13 protein-coding genes are annotated in these 22,136 nt (G+C 42.7%); all 13 read left to right on the forward strand.

Features of this window, described 5'->3' with window-relative positions:
* The first annotated feature begins 4 nt into the window (after nucleotides 1-4).
* Nucleotides 5-2,512: a glycoside hydrolase N-terminal domain-containing protein gene (locus ABZD21_RS01235; protein WP_372772254.1), complete on the forward strand. Its 2,508-nt coding sequence runs from the start codon at nucleotides 5-7 to the stop codon at nucleotides 2,510-2,512.
* A gap of 7 nt (nucleotides 2,513-2,519) precedes the next feature.
* Complete coding sequence (locus tag ABZD21_RS01240) at nucleotides 2,520-4,034, forward strand: sulfatase-like hydrolase/transferase (protein WP_372772256.1); 1,515 nt, start codon at nucleotides 2,520-2,522, stop codon at nucleotides 4,032-4,034.
* A gap of 43 nt (nucleotides 4,035-4,077) precedes the next feature.
* A complete protein-coding gene (locus ABZD21_RS01245; protein WP_372772258.1) occupies nucleotides 4,078-6,705 on the forward strand; it encodes a hypothetical protein in 2,628 nt (875 codons plus the stop codon).
* A 264-nt stretch (nucleotides 6,706-6,969) separates the two neighbouring features.
* Complete coding sequence (locus ABZD21_RS01250) at nucleotides 6,970-7,599, forward strand: DUF1080 domain-containing protein (RefSeq protein WP_372772260.1); 630 nt, start codon at nucleotides 6,970-6,972, stop codon at nucleotides 7,597-7,599.
* A 94-nt stretch (nucleotides 7,600-7,693) separates the two neighbouring features.
* Nucleotides 7,694-8,614 (forward strand): ThuA domain-containing protein, encoded by a 921-nt coding sequence (locus ABZD21_RS01255; RefSeq protein WP_372772262.1) that lies wholly within the window; start codon nucleotides 7,694-7,696, stop codon nucleotides 8,612-8,614.
* A 52-nt stretch (nucleotides 8,615-8,666) separates the two neighbouring features.
* Entirely contained in the window at nucleotides 8,667-9,881 is a 1,215-nt protein-coding gene (locus tag ABZD21_RS01260; RefSeq protein WP_372772264.1) for a PQQ-binding-like beta-propeller repeat protein, read from the forward strand.
* Nucleotides 9,882-10,143: 262 nt separating this feature from the next.
* Nucleotides 10,144-11,649 carry a phosphoglucomutase gene (locus ABZD21_RS01265; protein ID WP_372772266.1) on the forward strand — a complete coding sequence of 502 codons (1,506 nt, stop codon included), beginning with the start codon at nucleotides 10,144-10,146 and terminating at the stop codon, nucleotides 11,647-11,649.
* Nucleotides 11,650-11,756: 107 nt separating this feature from the next.
* Complete coding sequence (locus ABZD21_RS01270) at nucleotides 11,757-12,467, forward strand: SDR family NAD(P)-dependent oxidoreductase (protein ID WP_372772268.1); 711 nt, start codon at nucleotides 11,757-11,759, stop codon at nucleotides 12,465-12,467.
* 323 nt (nucleotides 12,468-12,790) lie between these two features.
* Nucleotides 12,791-15,877, forward strand: coding sequence for a SusC/RagA family TonB-linked outer membrane protein (locus ABZD21_RS01275; protein ID WP_372772270.1), 3,087 nt, complete (start codon nucleotides 12,791-12,793; stop codon nucleotides 15,875-15,877).
* Between the two features lie 17 nt (nucleotides 15,878-15,894).
* Nucleotides 15,895-17,604 (forward strand): RagB/SusD family nutrient uptake outer membrane protein, encoded by a 1,710-nt coding sequence (locus ABZD21_RS01280; RefSeq protein WP_372772272.1) that lies wholly within the window; start codon nucleotides 15,895-15,897, stop codon nucleotides 17,602-17,604.
* Between the two features lie 139 nt (nucleotides 17,605-17,743).
* A complete protein-coding gene (locus tag ABZD21_RS01285; protein WP_372772274.1) occupies nucleotides 17,744-18,004 on the forward strand; it encodes a hypothetical protein in 261 nt (86 codons plus the stop codon).
* An 11-nt stretch (nucleotides 18,005-18,015) separates the two neighbouring features.
* A complete protein-coding gene (locus ABZD21_RS01290; RefSeq protein WP_372772275.1) occupies nucleotides 18,016-20,253 on the forward strand; it encodes a right-handed parallel beta-helix repeat-containing protein in 2,238 nt (745 codons plus the stop codon).
* 33 nt (nucleotides 20,254-20,286) lie between these two features.
* Nucleotides 20,287-22,128 (forward strand): alpha-L-fucosidase, encoded by a 1,842-nt coding sequence (locus tag ABZD21_RS01295; protein ID WP_372772277.1) that lies wholly within the window; start codon nucleotides 20,287-20,289, stop codon nucleotides 22,126-22,128.
* Nucleotides 22,129-22,136 lie beyond the last annotated feature (8 nt).

Consider the following 22,136-nt stretch of genomic DNA (forward strand, 5'->3'; position numbering starts at 1 on the left):
TGAAATGGGAAGAACAACTCTATTTGCCTTATTTTTCTTCCAAAGTCTGATCTTCCAACTTTCAGCACAAGAAAATCCCCCAAGTTATAAGCATGGTTTAACGATGATAACTCCCGCTACCCAGTGGCGCGAAGCCTTGCCATCGGGAAACGGTACCATTGGCGCTTTAGTTTATGGAAATATTCACCAGGAACGGGTGTTGTTTAATCATAATGAACTTTGGTATGGTGGTCGTGTGGATGAAATTCCCGATATGTCAGCAGAGCTTCCCGTAGTGCGAAAATTAATGCTTGAAGGGAATTATCTGGCGGCAAATGATCATTATACCAATACCTTACGGGAGACGGGATTTAAAGGGCAAAATGCACGTTACCATCCCGCATTCGATTTGGTTTTGACTACCGATTGCAAATTTCTGTTTGAAGATTATTCCAGAACAGTAGATTTTGAAAGCGGCGAAATTGATGTGAAATGGCGCGATGACGACACCCGTTTTTCGAGGCGATTATTTGTTTCCATTCCCGATAATATTTCGGTAATGTCGATAACTGCTGATAAACCAAAGTCGGTAAGTGGTGAGCTTACAATCGATATTCATGATTTAAAAGATGCAATTGAGCAAAACGGGGCTCTTTTCGACCCTGGATTTACTTTTGAAACAGTGGTTGACAACAACTTTGTAATTTTTAAAGCCGATGGATCGGATGGAGGGGAGTTTGGTGGCGTAGTTCGGGTAATTGTGAAAAATGGTCAAACGGAAGCGCATAACAAAACGGTTAAAGGAGGTAGTAGGTCGATCACTTATCAGGAGGCCGACGAGGTTTTGTTGATCGTGGGCTTTTATGCCAACGAAGAAAGCGATCGTGCTGTTTCCAGGTTGAAAAAGGAGCTCTCTTCTTTTGACGGTGATTACAACACGTTGTTTAATCGGCATAAACCATTGCAAAGCAAACGATTTAATACCGCAAGTATCACCTTAAATCCGGGTGGGAAAAATGATACACCCAATGAATATTTGTTGTTGGATGCTTACCAGAATCCTGCCTCGCCCGAGTTAATGCAAAAACTGTTTAACTATGGTCGTTACCTTTTAATTTCAAGTAGTCGTGCCGCAGGTTATCCCGCAAATCTTCAGGGAATTTGGAATGGCGATTACCGCCCGCCCTGGAGCTCGTTGTACGGCATCAATGAAAACCTGGAAATGAATTATTGGCAGGCACTTCCCGGAAATCTGCAGGAGTCAATGATGGCATTTTTTGATTATTTCGATTCGAAAATAGCCGACTTCCGCTACAATGCCAAACAGCTTTGGGGCTGCCGTGGAATTTATGTTCCACCGTTTATGTCGCCTGAATCAGGAATTTTGCGAATTACAGCCCCACACGTGATCAATTGGACCGATGCAGCTGGTTGGCTGGCCTCGTTCTATTACGATTATTATTTGTTTACAGGCGATGAGGTATTTTTAAGAGAGCGAGCCATTCCTTTTATGAAAGAAGTAGCCTTGTTTTATGAGGACTTTATTGTAAAAGGTGAAGACGGTAAGAATATGTTTTTGCCATCGCAATCGCCCGAAAACCAACCTGCCGATAAAACCATTATCGATCCTGAAACCGGAAGGGAAAAACGAATTAAAGTTCAGATAAATTCAACCATAGCTGTGGCCATTTCAAAAGAAGTTTTCAGCAATTTGATTGAAGCTTGCGAGTTGCTTGATATTGAGAAAGCAGGAGTAAAGCGCTGGAAACAATTTGTGAAAGATATGCCGGAATATGAAATTAACGAAGATGGCGCTTTGAAAGAATGGTTGCATCCCGATTTTAACGATAACTACGAACACCGCCACCAATCGCATATTTATCCATTATTTCCGGGTAATGAAATTGCTGAAGAATCGAATCCTGAGCTGTATGAAGCAACTAAAGTGGCTATTGATAAACGACTGGTAATTGGATTGCAGTCGCAAACCGGGTGGTCGCTGGCGCACATGGCAAATGTGTACGCACGCCTTGGCGATGGCGAAAAAGCCAAGGAAGCCTTAAATATTCTTTCGCGATGTTGCCTGGGACAGAACTTTTTTACCTACCACAACGACTGGCGTGCCATGGGGGCTACAATGCCTTTTTACTGGGGACATTCTGCTCCATTTCAAATGGACGCAAATTTTGGAATTAGTGCTGCTGTTATCGAAATGTTGTGTGGCTCAACTTCAAATATGATCCGGGTTTTGCCTGCGCTTCCTGACGAATGGAAAAGTGGAGAATTCAACGACTTGCTTACCCGAACAGGTGTGAAATTGTCGGCAAAATGGGATCTGGATAAAAATGAAATTGAACTTACACTGCGAGCTGAAAGAGATACCGATTTTGATTTGAAATTTGCTGGTGAACCGGAAATATTGGAATGCAGTAATCCACAAAGTGTAAAGGATTCTGAGTTCGGTGAAAATTATCGCTCGCTAGTAATGAAAAAGGAGCAGGATTTGAGTTTGAAATTGAAACTTAAAAAATAGCCATACGATGGAAAATAACAAAGCTCAGAAGAACAGACTAATCGTAAGAGAACTTTCAATTATTCTTGTTCTCACATTGGTCGTTGGATTTTCAAATGCTGAAACAAAAAGTAATCAACCCAATATCATTTTAATTCTAACCGATGATCAGGGGTATGGCGATTGCGGACGACATGGGCATCCATTGTTGAAAACACCAAACATGGACCGATTGTACGACGAGAGTGTCCGCTTCGATAATTTTTATGTCAGTCCATCGTGCTCGCCAACCCGGGCCTCGCTTTTAACCGGTATGCATGAGTTTAGAAATGGGGTGACCCATACAATAAATCCAAGGGAGCACCTGAATATTGATGCTACAATAATTCCTCAATTGTTAAAACCGGTTGGATACAAAACAGGCTTTATTGGGAAATGGCACAATGGAGGAGACAAAGGTTACTCACCAGAGGACAGAGGCTTTGATTTTGTTCCTCAAGTCCCGGGTAATGGGCAGGATTTTACCAAACATACTTTTCGGGATGGAGTTCATCGCGAAGCCTTTCGCGAAGACATTTATTTTGATGTGGCCATGCAGTACATGGAAGAAAATCAGGGCGATCCTTTTTTCCTTTATCTGGCAACTTTTGCACCTCACACACCACTTGTTGCGCCCGAAGAAGATATTGCTCCTTATCGGGTTGAAGGAGTAACCGAAGCACAGGCAACTTATTTAGGCGAAATTGCCAATATTGATAAGAATCTCGGAAAACTTTTAAACTTCCTGGAAGAAAAGGAGATGGAAGAAAACACCATCATCATTTTCATGAACGACAATGGCGTAACCATGGGGTTGGATGTCTACAATGCCGATATGCGGGGGTGTAAATGCACGATCTGGCACGGTGGCTCGCGTGCTATGTCGTTTTGGCGATGGCCTGAAAAATGGCTGCCACATACTGTCGATAATCTTACTGCACATCTCGATGTTTTACCAACCCTGTGTGAAATTACAGGCGCTGATATTCCGAAAGACATTCAAACTAAACTGGACGGTTTTAGCTTGGTGCCATTGCTGGAAACAGCGGAACCAATGGATTGGCATAACGACCGACTAGTATTTCAACATGTGGCACGCTGGCCTGCAGGAATGGCTTTGGCGCATAAATATGCCATGTGTGGGGTGCGGCAAGGACATTATTTGCTGCTCAGAAGTCGGCATTGCGACACTGACCCCTGCCTCAAACAATTAAGCCAGTGTACTTTCCTGCGAAAAACAGAAGCCGGTGCAACGTCGGAAACCTACACCGATGGGAATGCACAATTTCATTGGGGCGTTAGTGCCAAAGACCGCTGGGCTTTGTACGACACTAAAAACGATCCCGGCTGCACCGAAGATCTTTATTTCGATGAATATGAGCTGGCCTTAAAACTTGGGGCTGCTTACGATTCGTGGTGGGACGAAGTTTTTCCAACCATGATTGAACTTGGTGGAGATGTAGGTAAGTTCAGACCGGTTGAGAGTTATGTGAAGAATAAATAGAAAGAAGCAGGCTGAAAGCCTAAAAAATACTAAATCAATAATCATGACTAAACGTTTAGAAATCAGTATAATACTGGGTGTTTTGATGTTTTTTGTTGGGCTCCTACCATCTCACAAAACCTGTGCCCAGCAACTTCCAAAAAAGGTTTATCAAAATCAAAGCGACTATTCCTTCATGTGGTGGGAAAAAACCATCAAAACAGGGAACCAGGTTTTTGCTATAAAAACAAGCAACTATTCGTTGGAATTTGACAACCTGGATCTCAGCATTCTGAATCTCAGCATTAACAAAGACCAAAAATCGGAAGAAATGGCGCTCCGAGAAACCAATGCTCAAAGTTTCCCGGAAAAGATCCCCTGCGAACTAAATTTTGGCTTACATCGGAGAGGATACCAGTTTATGGTCGAAACCGGTTCGGGGAGTGTGCATGATTGTCAGCTTATTGAAACCGGTAAGTATTTTCAACGCAGGTTTATAAACCGGTTGCCCCAACCCGGAATGGCAAACTGTGGTGAATATAACAGCGGACTTGAAATCTCTTCCTGGCCCGACCGACTGTCTTTTGTGCTCAAGGCAATTCCCGAGTCAGACCTTAATGATGTTGGAGCTGAAATGAACCTTATATTTCCCGCGAACTACCGTGTTGAACTTAGCGAGGGGGACATTAAGGCGATAAAAGACCCTTCCGATGGCAGCGGATTTATTTTTCTTAAAACAAAGGATGCTAACAGTATATCGCTTGATGGAACAACGGTTAAGGTGCTTTTGGATCCAGGGTTCCATTGGGCCTCGGGATTGGAAAAAAACATCGGATTGATTATTTATCCCGTAGCCGAAAACATTGATTCCAAGCTTGCTGAAATTATTGAACAGGAACAGCAACCACTACTTGTAACTGCCAAACAGATTGCTCCTAAAAATATTCCTCTACAGGTAGAATACGACCAGGATAAAGGCTGGCACCAAATCCGATTACGGAATGATGTGGTTGAAAGTAATGATCCCGTATCAGATCCAAATGAAGGAAATCCGGGGCCAAATTCAATAGAAAATAACAAAAGGATGGAACGAGTAAACTTTACGGTTTCTAACCCTTCTTCGTTTGAGAAGACGCTTCGCCTTAATTTTGAAAAAGGAAGGTTGATGCCCGGTGGTGATGGTGTTTTTGGCACCCCCGGAATATCTGCTGTTTTAAGAGATCCGGACGGCAATCCAATTGGCATTCCTGTGCAATTGTCGAAAAACTGGCATGGTGGCGGCCGCACTTCAGGGGGCGAATATTTCAAGGGTACCTGGTTTCATGGTTATTCTGTTCTTACAATCCCGGCCAACAGCAGCCTTTCGCTTGAATACACCAGCGTGAACTCTTTATGGGGAGGTGTACCTGCCGCATCGCATGCACAGCTTTGCCTAGTTGGCTGGGGCTACAACCAGCAATGGGACCAGTCAGCAATTGGTGCCTGGGGCGAGAATATTACCTATGAGCCGGATTTACATCAGGCACATGCCCCGGTTCTTGATTTTAGAGGTTTGTTTCTACTTAACCCGGCAGGGAAAAAGTGGGGCTGGACAGGTAATATTGGCGGAGCTGATTTTTTCAATTACACCAAAACAGATGGAAAACGCAGCTGGCACAGCCGGATAAGGACGCAATACAAACGGTATTCGCCAAATATGACTGAAGTTACTTATGCCGGCACCATGGACGATAATTCAATGGATTTTGAATATACTACCAGTGTGATACGTTCAGACGACATTACACGGGGAATCTATAAAATAAAACTAAAGGTGCTGAAGGAAACGACGTTTAACGATTTTGTGTTTTTTCAGGCTGCTGCTGCATCATATCATCAAACTCGTTCAAAAACGTTGGCATGGGGAAATGATACAGGTTTGAAAAAGGAATGGAAAGCAACTATTGGAGGAGTTCCGGGATACGTTTCAGAAAGGACAGAGATTGAAGGGGAAGTTCCTTGGTTTTCGTTTACCGATTCAAAAAACACCTATAGGTGGCAGGAAAAACAGTTTTTATCGGCAAACCGCGGATTTGTTATCAGAAACTGGAAAGCCAGAATAGCGGGAAAAGAGGATACGCCTCCATGGTTTGCCGAATACAATACTTCGGGTGGAAATTTTGGAGCCCCAAGCGGATTAATTAATATTCTGCCTCCTGAAGGCTGCACAACCTTTAAAGAGGGCGATTACGTTGAAGCTGAAATAGATTTGTTTATTTTACCGCAGAAAGCCGCAGATTATTATGGCCCCAATCAGAATTTCGCGGAAGCAATGTCGGAAAAAGCCGATACCTGGGCTTTGGTTTATCGCGAGGCAGTCGGTAATGATACTGAAGTTGAAGTCACAACCGGGGCTCTTGTTGATGATTATCCTATTCAGATAAAAGCAGATAACGATAAAGCCCGGTTTACAGTTACAGGTGGTTTGGGCTATGTTCCCCTTACCATTAGTCATGTGTCAACTTATCTCAATCCCCAATTATTCAGGAAAGTAAAAGGCAGATGGCAAAAAGTCGACCAGCAGGTTTATGGGAATGATTTTTGGCAAACGGAGTATAATCCACAAAACGGTACCTGGGATATTACTTATAACATTAACTTAGATACGCCAAACAATGAACGGCAAACGGCAGAATTTAAGTTTGGACGATGAACAGAGAAGAATCATCTCCTTTAACACGATAAAATGCTTGTTCCGCATTCTGCCGGATTTATTTCGACTGAGTAAAGAATTGCACAGTACATTAAGCGTAAAGCGGTACACGAAGAGTATTGTTGTTAATGGATTATCCGCCAGTATGCTTAAGTGATCTGTTGCAATTGTCCAACTGTGATGCAAATCAGGGATTTATCCTCAGCTGTTTGACAATAGTCCTGATTAAAAAGCTTTACCAGTGATAAACACGCTAAAATTGATATGATGAAACGAGCTCGTCTTTTTGTAGTCCTTTTTATTGGAATCGTGGGGTTTGGCTCCATCCATCCGGCGAATGCGGGCAAATGGAAGCCTGATCCCGGCTTTGCCTCATTGTTCAACGGGAAAGATCTTTCTGGTTGGTGTTTTAGGACAAAAACCGGGAAAGATGAAATGAAAGCAGGCGTAATTGTTGCACGCTTTGATGGACAAACCGAATCTAACGACAATGGCCGCTATTCAGCAAAAAAAGGGATATTAACCGTCAACTTTCCAAAGGGAACGGAACGTTTGATTTCTCAATTGTATACGGTTGATGAATTCCCTGATAATTTTATTTTGAAACTCGAATTCCGCGCCTCGAAAAACGCTGACAGTGGTATTTTCATTCGCAAACCACAGCTACAGTGTCGCGATTACCTTGTGGCCGGGCCCTACAAGGAACTGAAGCATTATAAACCGCAAGACTGGAATCTGATTGAGGTTACTGTGACAGATGGCATTGCCCGTTGCACATGTAATGGCGAAGTACTGGAATCTGAACTCAAACTTCCGGAAACGGGACCTATTGGTTTGGAAGGTGATCGGGGGCAGATGGAATACCGTCACATTCAAATTAAAAAGCTTCCGTAGCCTGAGCCGGTGTCAAAATTTGAGTCGGTTGTCGGGTTGCCTGCATTGCCTACGAAAAAGTTAAAATCGTTCGTTTCCATCAATTTAAATAGTTATGAAAGTTCTCTTAGTGCTCGCCTTGTTTATTCTTGATTGTGCAGTCACCAATCCATCGTATTCCGAAAATCGAAAAGACGATAGCATTCGGTTGTTGATTGTCGATGGCTTTTCGAACCACGACTGGGAGCATACGACCCGTTCCATCGTACAAATTCTGGATCAGTATGGCGAAATTAAAACAGAGATATCCACGTCGCCAAACAGCTCTGATTCTGTGGCGCAATTGGAAAGCTGGAAACCCGACTTTTTTGCATACGATGTAGTTCTTCTAAATTGTAACGATTTGGGAAAACCTGTTCGATGGAGTGAAACAACACGACATAATCTTGAAAACTTTGTCTCTGAAGGTGGCGGTTTGTATATTTTTCATTCAGCAAACAATGCTTTTGAAGATTGGGGCGAATATAACCGCATGATTGGAATGGGTTGGCGTAAGAAGGACTTTGTCAAAGCCATTACTATTGAGGATAACCAGAGCCTGAAAATAATTGCCCCCGGCGAAGGTGAGGATACAAGCCATGGAAAGAGAATCAATGCTCTGACGACCCGAATCGGTGACCATCCGATTCAGGAGGGACTGCCCCGGAGGTGGATCTATGCTGATATCGAAGTATATACCTATGCGCGCGGCCCCATTGAAAATGTCACAGTTTTAAGCTATGCCAAAGATGAAAAGTATGGATTAAATTTTCCGGTTGAATGGGTGATTGAGTACGGCAACGGAAGGGTGTACAACTCATCGCTGGGCCATTGCTGGAAAGACCAGGAAAATCCGGAAGGATTGCGCTGCGCGGCTTTTCAAACTGAAATGGTTCGCGCCATTCAATGGTTAGCAAAGCGAAAAATCGACACCCGCTTGCCAGCCGATTTCCCGGGAGTTTCTTCTGTTTCACTAAGAGATAATCTTGACAATTAGATTGTCCTGAATTAAATATATCGTTAGTCAGAATACCAAACAAACGCACCTTATGATTCTAAAAATAAACGTTCTGCTTGTCTTGTCGCTTTGGGTTTATTGGGGCTTTTCACAGAACGCGACTCAATGGCGGGGATTGAATTCTGAAGGCAAGTACCCGGCCCCTTCGCTATTGAATGAGTGGCCTGAAAACGGACCTGAAATTATCTGGCATTTTGATGATTTAGGCAAAGGGTTTTCCTCTCCTGCATTTGCGAACGGATTAATCTATTGCACCGGAATGATTGACTCTACCGGTTATCTGTTTGTAATCAACGAAAATGGCACTTTAAACAAAAAACTAGCCTACGGTGAAGAATGGACTGTGAATTATCCGGGTTCAAGGGCGACTCCAACTATTGCCGGACATCTGGCTTATGTGTCAAGTAGTTTGGGTAATCTCTATTGTTTTAACCTTGATGAAGACCGGATTGTCTGGAAAAAGGAATTGACTTCTGATTTTGGGGCTGAAAATATCAGGAACGGATTTACCGAAACTCCGGTGATTGAGGACGATGTGGTATATTTTACACCCGGTGGAACCGAATTCAATATTGTAGCTTTAAACCGGATGAATGGTGATCTGATATGGAAAAGCCCGGGAACCGGTAAGATTTCGGCCTACTGCACCCCGAAATTGGTGACGTTGGATGAACGTCAGGTATTTGTTACACACACGAAGGGGGAACTAATCGCGGTCGATACAAAAGACGGCGCTTATCTATGGAGCTATCCGGACTCAAACACAGTGGATATTCATCCCAACACCCCAATAATTCAGGATCAGGCAATTTTAAGTCTTAGCGGCTATGGAACGGGCTGTGTAAAGTTAGCGTTGAGTGACGATGGTTCTTCGGTATCGAACGTTTGGAGCAGCACGAAAATGGACAACCAGATGGGCGGCGCTATGATTGTCGATGGCTTTGTGTATGGCTCCGGCCATAGGTCGCGCGGTTGGTTTTGTCTTGATTGGCAAACAGGCGAAGAAAAATGGAACTCCAGAGAATTGCTGGATGGGGTAATTATCATGGTCGCTAATAAATTTATTTTGTATACCGAACGTGGTGATCTAGTGTTGGCAAAGCCAAATCCTGAAAAACTGGAGATAATCTCAAAAGCAAAAGTGGAACTTGGCTCTGACATGCACTGGGCACATCCGGTGGTGCACAATGGCATTTTGTATGTTCGTCACGGACATTCTTTGATCGCCTATAAAATATCCGCCTGATTCCGCTCGAAATAGCATCCTTACGTACTTGCGATACACTTTTCACACGGCGGATAAATAGGATTTTCTCGAATTGGAGATCAATTTTTTTATTGAAAAACAACTAACTAACGAATAAAACGAATCAAATGAAGAGGACTGGACCTTTCGTATTTCTACCGCTAAGTTTAATCGGGGAAATACAAACCAATGATGGATCGGAATACTGGCCAGAGTTGAAATGGATAAATGAATAAATAGATCTAAGATAAAAAGTTAAGATATGATCAATTGGAAAAAATTACAAAATGGCTCCGATATCAGGGGCGTTGCATTGGATGGTGTTGAAGGAGAAACAGTGAATTTAACACCAGAAGTTGCCGAAATACTCGGGAAAGCATTCGTCCAGTGGTTAAAAAATACGATCCGAATAAATGAACTCTCCGTTGCGGTCGGTACTGATTCGCGGATCTCAGGCCCGGTTTTAAAGGCTGCCTTTTTAAAGGGGATGACCGAAGCCGGAGCGAAAGTATTCGACTGCGGTATTGCTTCAACTCCCGCAATGTTTATGACAACCGTTTCCGGCAATCAATCAATTACTGCAGGTGTAATGATAACTGCCAGTCATTTACCATTTAACCGGAACGGATTTAAGTTTTTTACAAGCAGGGGAGGGCTTGATAAGAACGATATTTCTAAAATTCTGGGAATTGCCGAAGAGGCTGATTATTCAACAACTAATAGTGTTGCGCCCGTAAGTTCGTGGAATTTTATCGATGAGTACTCTTCTTTTCTTGTGAATTATATTCGAAAACAAGCGAACATTCAACCAAATTACGAAAGACCACTTCAGGGCTTAAAAATTATTGTAGATGCCGGAAACGGGGCGGGTGGTTTTTTTGCATCGAAAGTACTCGATCAGTTGGGGGCCGATACTCGTGGAAGCCAGTTTCTCGATCCGGATGGAAACTTCCCGAACCATGTGCCAAATCCGGAGGATGAAGAGGCGATGCAATCCATTTGCGACGCAGTTATTCGCGAGAATGCCGACCTTGGAGTAATTTTCGATACCGATGTTGACCGATCGGCAATTGTTGACGCCAAAGGGAATCCGGTGAACAGAAATGCTTTGATTGCGCTGATTTCAGCAGTAATTCTGAAGGAGCATCCAGGTAGTACAATTGTTACTGATTCTATCACATCGGAAGGCTTGACGGCATTTATCGAAAAAGAACTAAAAGGGATACACCTCCGGTTTAAGCGCGGGTATAAAAACGTGATAAATGAATCGATTCGTTTAAATGAGGAAGGAGAAGAAAGTTGGTTAGCTATCGAAACCTCAGGTCATGCTGCTTTAAAGGAAAACTATTTTCTCGACGACGGTGCGTATCTGGTGGCTAAATTGTTGGTTGAAATGGCTAAGCTAAACGCTGATGGCAAAAACCTGACAGACTTGATTGAAAAATTGAAACAACCCAACGAAAGCAAAGAGTTCCGCTTTTCGATATCGAACGATGATTTTTTAAGCTATGGAAACCGGGTTTTGGAAGAGTTGAAGGAAAAGGTTGCCCAGCTAAACGGATGGACCATTGTAGAGCCAAACTTCGAAGGAGTAAGGGTTTCATGTGCTGCTGAAAAAGGATGGTTTTTATTACGCATGTCCTTGCACGATCCGGTAATGCCGTTGAATATTGAATCGGATATTCAGGGTGGAGTTGAAGCAATTAAAAACAAGCTCGCTGAACTTTTAAACGATTTTACAGGCCTGGATAACAGTGTATTGAGATAGGCAAGTTCCGGAACAGGAGCGGGGTGCAAATAGAGTAATGCTAACAATGGAGGTTCCCGATCATTTTCAATCGGAACAAAAACCTCCTTAAATCCGATTGATAACCTATGAGAACAGCAATAGTTACAGGAGCCAGCAAAGGAATAGGCAAGGCCATTGCACTGAAACTGGCATCGCTAAGCTACACGTTGGTCGTTGTTGGCCGTAGTAACGAGCAGCTTACAGCGGTCAAAAATACAATAGAAAAAATGGGCGTGCCATGTCTGGCTTTAGCTCTCGATCTACGTAATGAAAATACCCCTGAGTTAATCGTACAGGAGACCATTAAAAAATTTGGGCGCATTGATTTGTTGGTAAACAATGCCGGGATGGCACTTTCATCGTCGATCTCAGAAACCGACATGGCAACCTGGAATGCTCTGTTTGAGGTCAACGCCCGCGCTCCTTTCTTTTTATGTAAATCGGCCGTTCCTGCTCTGAAAAAAAGTGATCATCCGATAATTATAAATATCAGTTCGGTGGTTGGTTTTAAGGGTTATGCGGGGCAGGCGGCTTACGCATCATCAAAACATGCCCTGGCAGGCTTTACGAAAGTGCTGGCTAAAGAAGTGCAGTCCGATGGGATTAGAGTCCACCTTATTTCGCCTGGAGGTGTAAATACTGAAATGGTTCAGGAGATGCGCCCCGACATCAATATCGAAGAATTGATACAAACCGAAGAGATTGCCGAATTGGTGCAGTTCCTGGTTACCCGAAAAGGGAACGGAACAATCGATCATTTTTATATTCGTCGACAGAGCGGCTTGGCTTTCGACTAAGCACCTTATGAGGGCTTGAAATTAATAAGTCGCAATTAATGGAATCTCCTGTCTATTCAATCTGTTCGTTGAAAAACTTCTGCCGATTTATTCCAAAATAAGTTTGAAAGAAACAATGCTCGAATCGAGCAAGAATTGTCGTATGTGCTTGTTAGTGAGATGGAAGCGTTTGTGCTAATCGTGTGCATTGAATAAGCAAAACAATGCTTGAATAGAGAAAGTGTTTTAATTCTTATTAGCCAATATTTGTATTGATGAAGAATGAGAATGCTAGCTATAAACCTTGTGGAACCAACTAATTAATCAAACTTAACTCACTACTTATGAAAAAAATCCTAACTGTTTTTTTATGGGTTATTAGTGTATCTGTATTTGCACAAACGCAGAATATTACAGGTAAAATAACCGACGCTTCGGGTGTACCACTCCCCGGAGTAACGATAGTTGAAAAGGGAACAACCAATGGGGGAGTTACTGATATCGATGGTAACTATTCCGTAAAAGGCCTATCAAACAAATCTATTTTGGTTTACTCCTTTGTGGGTATGACCTCACAGGAAATTGAAGTTGGCAACCAAACTGTAATTATGGTTACAATGGTTTCCGATGCAATTGGAATCGAAGAGGTGGTTGCCATTGGTTATGGTACGCGTACTAAAGCAAACCTTACAGGTGCTATCGGATCGCTTTCCGGCGACGATATGGTTAAAAGTCCTGCAGCAAACGTTATTCAAAGTTTAGCCGGTCAGGTATCGGGTGTGGTAATTAATACACGCTCTGGTCAACCAGGTGCTGAAAATACGGAAATGTATATTAGAGGTAAAGCAACCCTGAGTGGTTCAAATTCGCCTTTGGTACTTATTGATGGTGTCGGAGGCGATTTGGCGCGTCTTAACCCCGATGATATTGAATCGATTTCGGTATTAAAAGATGCATCAGCTGCCATTTACGGGGTAAACGCTTCAAATGGTGTAATATTGGTTACCACCAAACGCGGTAGCGGCTTGGGAGCCCAGGTAACGGCAAAAGCAACCTGGTCGGTATCGCAACCTACCAAAAAAGTAAACTTTACGGATAATTACCAAACGGCGCTGGCTATAAACGAATATAATTCAAACAAAGGTATAGCCACTGTTTACTCACAGGAAGATCTGGACCATTGGAAAAACGGAACCGATCCTATTGGCCATCCTACACAAGACTGGTATGACTATACCTATAAAGACTGGGCACCCCAGAAACGATACTCAGCGACCGTGAGTGGAGGGACAGAAAAAGTGAAATATTATGTTTCGGGTGATTTTTTAGATCAGAATTCGAATTACGAAAGAGGCGACGCGGTTTACAATAAACAATACCAGGTACGTTCTAATCTCGATTTTCAGGCAACCGATAACCTAAAACTGTCGTTAGATGTGTATGGGATTGTAAAAGACCGAAGTGCAGAGCGTTTTGGTGCCGGCCATACCATGCTGGCAGCAAAAGGAATGGGCCCCGAAATTACCATCTTTTATGAAGAAGACGGCTTGGTAGGCCCCGGGGAGAAAGGAAAGAACCCAATGATTATGGGCTCGAAAGAAGTGGGGTACAATGCTACTTATCAGGATAACTATCAGGGAATTTTCCGTTTCGACTATAAAATGGATTATTTGACAAAAGGGTTGTATACTGATGGTTGGGTTAAATATGGCGCAAATCATTCAAAACAATCATTTTGGGAAAATTCGTGGAATGTCTGGTCTTACAATGAAAATACAGGAACCTACGAAGCAATTGCAGGTGGTGAAACCGATACAGACCCATTTTTAGAAAAAACATTTACCGAGAGTTTTAGTGAATCGATGCATGCCAAATTAGGTTATATCCGCGATTTTGGCGACCACAGTGTCGATGCTTTTGTGGCTATTGAGTCAGGCGAAGGAAAATGGGAACAGCTTTATGGTTATAGGGGCGATTATCCTACCAATGCTTTGCAAACCATTAATGCTGGTGATGAATCAACCGACGCCAACTCGGGTTATGCAACAGAAAGTGGTTCCGTTAACTATTTTGGACGTTTAAACTATGCCTATAAAGGCAAATACCTGATTGATTTAACTTATCGGGTCGATGGTTCATATAAATACGCTCCCGGTTATCGCTTCGGTTATTTCCCCGGAGTTTCGGCAGCATGGCGTATTTCCGAAGAAGAATTTTTTAAGGGGGTAGGTTTTATAAATTATGCAAAATTGCGTGGTTCATGGGGTAAAATGGGTAACAACACCGCAGAAGCGTTCCAATACCTGGCAACCTACGGAGCAACAAGTGCAAAAGACCAAAAGGCCTACCTCGGAGAAAGTGGTACACCGGCATCATCATTTTATGTTTCAACTTATCCGAACAAAGAGTTAACATGGGAGGTGCAAAGTACTTTTGATGTTGGATTAGATTTGCAATTTTTTGATGGCTTATTGGATTTTACCAGTGACTATTTCTACAGTAACCGTGACCAGATTGCCATTACCAGAAATGCTTCGCTACCCGATTATTATGGAATTCCACTTCCTCAGGAAAATCTTGGAAAAGTTAACAGTTGGGGATTTGACGCCAGTTTAGGTTACCATAAACAGTTTAACAGCGATTGGTTCTTCTCGGCAATGGGGACTTTCACTTTTGCCCGTAACGAAGTCGAATATATGGACGAAGCAGCAGGAGTTGAAGAATGGCAGAAAAAGGAAGGGCACTCGGTTGACGTGCTGTTTGGAGAAGAAGATTATAATTCATACGACGGTAGTTACAATACAAGACTGCTTTATGTCGCCGATGGTATTTTCCAAAACCAAGCTGAAATAGATGCTTATCCACACTTTGAAGGAACAGAACCCGGCGATATAAAATATATCGACTACAACGATGATGATGCCATTACACCTGCCGACAGGGTGCGTTTTGATAAACCCATAACACCAGAAATTGTCTTTGGTCTAAGTTTAACAGGAAAATACAAAAATATTGATTTAACAGCTCGTTTTCAGGGGCAAGCCCGCTCGTGGCGTTTTATTCAGCCTTATGCCATTCGTAGCGATGAAGAGTTTTTCTTAAATCGCTGGCAGGAAGAAGGAGACAATGTATATCCTCGCATATATTACAAAATGGGAACATCGTCGAACGGAAACGATGTGAATGATAAACGCTCTACTTTCTGGCTGGAAGATGCTTCGTTTGTACGTTTAAAAACCCTTGAATTAGGATATAATCTTCCTTCACGTTTATGCGAAAAAATAGAAGTTGACGAATTGAGGCTTTTTGTAAACGGAGAAAACCTATTCTGTATTGATGGAATTAAAATTAGTCGCGATGTAGAGCTGAATAACTGGGGTGACTACCCGATCCTTCGAATTGTAAGTGCAGGGGTTAGTCTAAAATTTTAATTGAAAAGTAAAATAAGATGAAAAAAATAGCATTAATATTCGTTTTACTGACAACGGTTTTATTTTCCTGTCAGGATGTGCTCGACAAAGAACCACTGGATGGTATGTCTGATGTAGCTATGTGGGGAGGAGAGGCAACAACACAAGCCTATGTGAATTCGGCCTATGTGGCTGTTACCTATTTCTGGAATCACCCAACCTTGTATCGAAGTATTCCCTGGGGGCCATTTTATTCCGAAGGATGCGACGAAGGTTTTGCCCATCTCGGTATAGGAGGAGGAACTTATATTGCTACAGGCGAACTGTCTCCTTCAACCAGTCTCGACCTTAGCTCATGGAAAAGGATGTATTATTACGTTCAGCACATCAACACATTTTTTGATAATGATGAGGCTGGCCGATTGGTTGGCGACGAAGCAACAATTAACCGTTGGAGAGGTGATATGCACTTTATTAGGGCTTGGATCTATTCTCGCCTGACAGATAGCTACGGAGGCGTTGTTTTAAGTAAAACAGCTTATACCGCCGAAGATATTGAGATCGATGATGTAAGGGCATCGTATGACGAGTGTGTTGATTTTATGATTGAAGACTTGGATCAGGCAATTGCTTTGCTGCCGGAATCACTTTCTACTGGTGAAATTGGAAAAGCAACAAAAGGGATCGCAATGGCTTTAAAGGCACGTGTGCTTTTACATGCTGCCAGCGAACTGCATAACCCAAGTCACGATAACACCAAATGGCAGGATGCCAGCGATGCTGCAATTGCTGTAATTAACTCTGGCTATTACAGTTTGTATCATCCGGAAAATTACAACGACATCTTCTTCGACTTCCAAAGCGAAGGAAATACAGAAACCATTCTTTCACGTCACGTAAGCGCTGCCGATGCAAGTATGCTGTTCTGGTACAATTTTCCAACAACCATGTTTGGGCCGGTAAGCTGGAAAGGCTGGGGTATTGGAACTCCAACCCAGGCAATTGTTGATGCCTTTGAAATGGCCGATGGAACACCATATGACCGCGCTGTACACGGACAAAATCCGTATGAAAATCGTGAACCACGGTTTTATGCCAACATTTTATTCGACGGAGCCGAATTTAGCAGCACCATTCCTCGTATCCCATCTGTAGCGGATATAGGTACAAAAGTACAAACCGGCCGATACGTGTATACTCCTGGCGATACTATTTTAGGGTACGACCGTTTTGGTGGTGCACTTCAGGAAAAGGGAAATGCTACGCGTACCGGTTATTACATCAAAAAATTTGTATGGGAAGATGCCGATGAAATATTTGAAAAAGACCACATGCAAGTCATCTTTTTACGTTTATCGGAAATGTATTTGAATTATGCGGAAGCTCAGGTAGAGCTAGGAAATGGTGGTGAAGCAGCCAAATTTTTAAAACCGCTTCGCGACCGTGTTGGTCTGCCCACACCAGATGTGGTAACCATCGATGATGTGCGCCACGAGCGTAGGGTAGAGTTGGCTTTTGAAGGAAACCGCTTTTTCGATGTTCGTCGGTGGAAAATTCTGGACCAAACCTTTGTTGACCAGGAAAAAACGGAATTAGTAATTGATTATACAGGAGCAGAACCGGTTAAAAAATTCAGCTATGTTCAGTTACAGGAACGTAACTACAACCCAGCTTATTATTACCTGCCAATTCCAGCTTCTGAAATTGAGAAAAATCCGAATCTGGAACAAAACCCAGGATATAACTAGTATGATGTAATTTACAATGATAGACATCGATGAATAGTTTGTTTAGCTTAAGAAAAGCGTGTGAAAATATTCACGCGCTTTTTCCTAAGCTAGTTTAGTTATGATAAGTAAGGTTGAACTTCATATAAAATAGTGAGCATTGTTGGTATTATACGAATGCGCTTTTATTGGAAACAAGATTTGTCTAACAAAGATTCATCTACTACTATTTTTTAGTGCACCTGCTTCCATATTTGCTTCTGAAAAAGGAAAACAAAAACCAACCATTGTAGTTGTAAAAACCGACGACCAGGGAATTGGCGATCCGGCATGCATGGGAAATCGCCGCGTAAAAACGCCAAACCTCGATAAGAGTTATACCGTGCATCCGGCTTACTATGAATACATCGAAAAACTTTAATTAATCGCGAAATGAAAAACTTCTCAATGTTTCTGGTTCTTTTGTTGTTTATCGTCTTTTCGGCTTGCACCAATAGTAAAACAATTGAACTGTACGTTTCAGTTGAAGGGAACAATGCTGCTAGTGGAAATATCAAAGAACCTCTGGCAACGCTTCCTGCTGCAGTTCAAAAAATAAGAGACCTTAGAAAAGATGGAAATACCAATCCTGCAATTATTTACCTTAGGGAAGGTCGCCATCAATTAAACAAAGCGTTGGTTCTTGGAATTGACGATGGAAGAACCCCGGGAGATAAACAAGTCGAGTTGGATAGGTATGGTGCTGGAGAAAGTACTGAAACTCCTTATCTTACGATTACTGCTTATCCGGGAGAGTCTCCTGTTTTAAGTGCGGGGACAGCAGTTGACGGTTGGGAATTAGCGACAGAAGGGGTAACTGAACTGCCCGAGGAGGCAACAGGTAACGTTTGGGTTGCCAACATGCCTAAGAGCCTGAATAGCTTTTATACCCTATACGACTCAGAAGGGCGTTTAAAACGAGCGAGAGGAAAGGGTTTTGTGCCAACGAAAACAGGTGACAAAAAAACCTTGTTTTTTCCTGAAGGGGCTTTGAAAAACTGGGACAACTTGGAAGATGTTGAGGTTAATATCAGACCAAACCGGGCATGGATGATTAATATGCTTCCGCTTGCGTCGGTTGACGAAGTTAACCGTATCGCCAAAACAGGAGTTTCTGCAACCTATGATCTAGGGAAGTTGCCAGCTTGGGTCCATACAAAGGATGGAACGCAAGCCTGGGTTGAAAATGTGATAGAAGCCTTGGATGAACCGGGAGAGTGGGTTGTAAATACAAAAACACGTAAAATTTATTTGTGGCCAGCTAATCCCGCAAAAGATGGTTCGCCTCAAGGTATTTTAGCACCTTCAACCAGTGAATTAATTCGTGTAGAGGGCGAAATTAATTATGATGGGCCGGAAGATAAACCGGTTAAAGGAATTGCCATTTCGGGTATTACTTTCACACATGCTGACCGCTGGGGCTGGACAAACGATGACACCAGACTTGGTTGGGGCATGCAGCACGACTGGGATTTATTCGACCGGCCAACAGCCCTGATTCGTTTTCGTGGAGCCGAAGACTGTTCCGTAACCGATTGCAACTTCCAAAACTCCGGAGGAACGGGGATCCGTTTGGATTTACATGCTCAGCGTAACCGCATTGAGAATTGTGAATTTGCTCATTTAGGAGAGGCCGGAATAATACTTGCTGGCTATGGAACAGGTACGAAAGATGTTAATCACCACAATGATATTCGTAATAATCACATCCATCATTTTAGCGAAATTACATGGCATTCGCCGGGAATTTGGGCATGGCAAAGTGGTCATAACCACATTGCTCATAATTATGTACACCATAGTGGGTATGCAGCAGTAATCATTACAAACAGGGTTGAACCCGACAGACCCTTAAATGGTGAAGGAGGTAGAACTGTTCGGCATGCTGAAATTCCGCAATCTGTAATAGACAATACAAAAGAAACCTATGAAAGCTGGAAGGAGCGAGAGAAGTACATTCATGCTCGCCATAATTTATTCGAATACAACGAAATAAGCCACACCGTTCAGTTACTTTCTGATGGAAATGGTATTTATGTTTCAGGCGCGGGTACGGGTAACATTATCCGTTACAACTACCTACACGATAATCTGGAGCACAGCTTTCCTTCCTGCATCCGGTGTGATGATGATCAGCATGAAACACTCATTTATGGAAATGTTCTTTACAACAACTATGGTTTTAGTGCAGGAATCGTTTCAAAAGGAAGAAATGATATTGTAAATAACTTCATTGTTGCCCCCGGAACTAAACCAACATGGGGGTATATCAGCTATGAATGGGTGAAGGTTACCGATTCAAAGTCGCAGCACAACATTATTATTTCGCATTCCGATGGAGGGAATGCTCAGGGAGAAAGACCAATCGCCAGAAGTGAGGATGGTGACCCCAATATGGATGAAACCAACATGGATTTCAACCTTTATTATCATGCCACCAATCCCGATTGGGTAAATGATCACCTGGCAAGAATGCGGAGCGCTGGAAACGAAAAAAACAGTCTTTTTGGCGACCCTCTGTTTACCGACCCGGCCAATGGCGATTTCAGTTTTAAAGAAGGAAGTCCGGCACCAAAGTTAGGAATTGAAGAACTTGATGTTTCGAAAATGGGACTCCTTCATAAAAACTAATTGCGATATAATGAATTAACTAAACCTAAAACAATGAACAACTCAACTTTGAAGACAACCTTAATCCTGTTGCTTATAGTCGCCGGACTATTTCTTGTCGCTTGCCAAAATCAAAAAAGTAAAGATGGCTATGCCGACTCAGTAACCAAAATTCCAGGCAATATCGATTTCGGGAAAACGGATTCTTCTGCTTATACGCCCGAAATACGGGCAAATATGAAAAAATTGTACGACGATAAATTTGGCCTTTTTGTGCATTGGGGACCTTATGCGCAGTTGGAAGGAAAGTGGGATGGCAAAGAAGTATCGGCCGAATGGATTATGCGAAGAGGTGAAATCCCTATTAAAGATTATGAAAGGGAGGCTGCCGGTAAGTTTAAACCCAAAAAATTTAATGCAGGAAATTTGGTTGATATTGCCGAAAATGCAGGGATGAAGTTTATTGTGATTACTGCCAAACACCACGATGGTTTTGCCATGTACAAATCGGCGCACCCATACAATATTGTCGACTTTGCAAATTTTGGACGCGATGTCTTGAAAGAGCTGGCAGATGAATGTGCAGAGCGGGACATGAAACTGGGGTTCTACTACTCGCAAAGCCAGGATTGGCACGAAGAGGGTGGCTATGGCAATAACTGGGACTTTGAAGGACTTGACAGGCCACAAGACAAATTTGATGCTTATTTCAACGAAAAGGCGGTAATGCAAGTGAATGAGTTAACACGTAATTACGGCGATATTTTTATGATTTGGTTTGATACACCAACTCAAATGAGCGACGAAAATTGCCGGCAAATGATGGATGTGGTAAAAGAAAATCAACCGGGGGCATTGGTAAATTCGCGCCTCGGTAACGGTTATGGTCATTTCGATGTTTCTATTGATAACGGGAAAACACCAAGTGTGAGTAAGGCAACCTGGTTAGCCGACTTAAAAGTTCCGTGGCAAACACACGAATCGGTAACTACAGGCGGGTGGGGTTACACATCTTATGGCAGCGAAAACGACCGTTCGGCTGAATACACCGATTTTATTTACAGCCTCTGTCGCATTGTTGGTAGCGGAGGAGTTTATTTGCTGAATGTGGCTCCTCGTCCCGATGGAACCATTCCCGAATCGCAGGTAAACAGTATTACTGCCATTGGCGATTGGTTGAAAATTAATGGAGAAGCTATTTACGGAGCCGACCCAAGTCCGCTGAAATTTCCACCTTTTGCAATTACCAGCAAACCGGGTAAAGTTTACCTTCATTTAAACAATATTGAGGATAATACGGCTGAGCTGAATGGATTACTATCGAAAGTAAACAAAGCCTATTGTTTGGCCGATGAATCGCAACAAGCGCTTTCGTTTACGCAGAAGAACGAGAGATTGACGGTTACAATTCCTGAAAAATTAAAACAGCCAAGGGTAACTGTGGTGGTACTCGAACTAAATGACGAACAGGCGAGAGTAGTTGACGAAACTTTACAACAAGCAAAAGATGGTAGCATAAAACTTCCGGTTGCAAAATGCGAATTTGCTACCCGACGAATTGGCTATGATTACGAGGAACAAACGACTCATGCGTGGGGTGGAAAATCCAACCAGGGTTTAATCTGGACGGTAAACATTACTAAGCCAGGCTCATTCAAAGTAATTAGCGAAGACAATGGGCACGACAAACTAAGCTACGAATTAATTACTCCTACCGATACGCTCGAAGTGTTTCCAAAAGGTAGTGTAGAGAAGATAACTAAAAAAGCACAACAAGGTAGTATTGAAATTGTAAACTCAGGAACCATTATTATAAAAGCTTATCCGAAGCAAACCATTGAATGGTGGAATGAATTCAAGTTAAAAGGGATTGAATTGGTGCCTGCAAAAAAATAACAACTTAA

Source organism: Mangrovibacterium sp., assembly GCF_041596335.1.
GTDB lineage: Bacteria > Bacteroidota > Bacteroidia > Bacteroidales > Prolixibacteraceae > Mangrovibacterium.

What these genes read in the sequence shown, in the direction of transcription:
- ABZD21_RS01235 (WP_372772254.1), top strand. Translation starts at nt 5, where the DNA reads ATGGGAAGAACAACTCTATTTGCCTTATTTTTCTTCCAAAGTCTGATC.
- ABZD21_RS01240 (WP_372772256.1), top strand. Translation starts at nt 2,520, where the DNA reads ATGGAAAATAACAAAGCTCAGAAGAACAGACTAATCGTAAGAGAACTT.
- ABZD21_RS01245 (WP_372772258.1), top strand. Translation starts at nt 4,078, where the DNA reads ATGACTAAACGTTTAGAAATCAGTATAATACTGGGTGTTTTGATGTTT.
- ABZD21_RS01250 (WP_372772260.1), top strand. Translation starts at nt 6,970, where the DNA reads ATGATGAAACGAGCTCGTCTTTTTGTAGTCCTTTTTATTGGAATCGTG.
- ABZD21_RS01255 (WP_372772262.1), top strand. Translation starts at nt 7,694, where the DNA reads ATGAAAGTTCTCTTAGTGCTCGCCTTGTTTATTCTTGATTGTGCAGTC.
- ABZD21_RS01260 (WP_372772264.1), top strand. Translation starts at nt 8,667, where the DNA reads ATGATTCTAAAAATAAACGTTCTGCTTGTCTTGTCGCTTTGGGTTTAT.
- ABZD21_RS01265 (WP_372772266.1), top strand. Translation starts at nt 10,144, where the DNA reads ATGATCAATTGGAAAAAATTACAAAATGGCTCCGATATCAGGGGCGTT.
- ABZD21_RS01270 (WP_372772268.1), top strand. Translation starts at nt 11,757, where the DNA reads ATGAGAACAGCAATAGTTACAGGAGCCAGCAAAGGAATAGGCAAGGCC.
- ABZD21_RS01275 (WP_372772270.1), top strand. Translation starts at nt 12,791, where the DNA reads ATGAAAAAAATCCTAACTGTTTTTTTATGGGTTATTAGTGTATCTGTA.
- ABZD21_RS01280 (WP_372772272.1), top strand. Translation starts at nt 15,895, where the DNA reads ATGAAAAAAATAGCATTAATATTCGTTTTACTGACAACGGTTTTATTT.
- ABZD21_RS01290 (WP_372772275.1), top strand. Translation starts at nt 18,016, where the DNA reads ATGAAAAACTTCTCAATGTTTCTGGTTCTTTTGTTGTTTATCGTCTTT.
- ABZD21_RS01295 (WP_372772277.1), top strand. Translation starts at nt 20,287, where the DNA reads ATGAACAACTCAACTTTGAAGACAACCTTAATCCTGTTGCTTATAGTC.